Here is an 831-nt window from a genome sequence, read left to right as displayed (position 1 = left end):
GCCATTGTCGACCCTGATCGTCTTGGGCGGGCCGCGCCATTCGATGATCTGGTTCAACGCTCGGACAACGCGCTCGGCGCGGAGCGAGAAGTCGATCTCGATCCCTAGGCCTTCGCGGTTGAAGTCGTCTAGGACGTTCAGCAGCCGGAACTGGCGACCGTCCCCGAGGCGGTCTGCCATGAAATACATCGACCAGACTTCGTTCGCGGCCTCTGGAACCGCCGACGCCTCTGGCTTGTCCCGCTTCAGCCGCTTGCTGGGCTTGATCCTGAGATTCAGCTCCAGCTCGCGGTAGATCCGGGACAGGCGCTTGTGGTTCCACCCGTGCCCTTGGACGTTGCGCATGTAGAGAAAACACAGGCCGAAGCCCCAGGTCTTTTTTGCCTTTGTCAGTCCGGGCAGCAGACCGGCAATCTGTTCGTTCTCGTCATCGAGCTTCGGGCTGTATCGAAAGCACGTCTCGCTGACATCGAAGGCCCGATACGCTAGCGCAATGCTGACGCCCTTCATCGCCACCGCTTTTACGGCCAACTCCCGGCGTTGAGTTGGCGACTTCAGGCCTCCTTGAGCAGATCATTCTGCATGCTGACGTCAGCATACATGCGCTTCAGGCGGCGATTCTCCTCCGCTATCGCCTTCATCTCGCTGACGATACTTGGCGCGCCACTTGTACAGTGTCGTGCTGCTCATCCCGTGCTCACGGCAAAGCTCGGCTGCTGGCACACCGCCTTCCACCTGGCGCAGCACGCCCATGATCTGGACCTCGGTGAAACGTGTGTTCTTCATCGGAATCTCCTCACTCATCCTGACGAGAAAATTCTACTTCCGCAT

Annotated in this window: 2 protein-coding genes; both read right to left on the bottom strand. The window is 59.4% G+C overall.

Annotation, left to right across the window (positions count from 1 at the left end; genetic code table 11):
* Window positions 1-510 (bottom strand): DDE-type integrase/transposase/recombinase (locus VSX56_RS20690; protein WP_350939386.1); only part of this gene is annotated, 510 nt, incomplete at its 3' end.
* An 81-nt stretch (window positions 511-591) separates the two neighbouring features.
* Window positions 592-786, bottom strand: coding sequence for a transposase (locus tag VSX56_RS20685; protein ID WP_350939385.1), 195 nt, complete (start codon window positions 784-786; stop codon window positions 592-594).
* Between the last annotated feature and the right edge of the window lie 45 nt (window positions 787-831).

Source organism: Thioclava kandeliae (genome assembly GCF_040297545.1).
GTDB lineage: Bacteria > Pseudomonadota > Alphaproteobacteria > Rhodobacterales > Rhodobacteraceae > Thioclava > Thioclava kandeliae.
The sequence above is the reverse complement of the archived record's forward strand: the minus strand, read 5'-3'. Positions and strand labels throughout refer to the sequence as shown.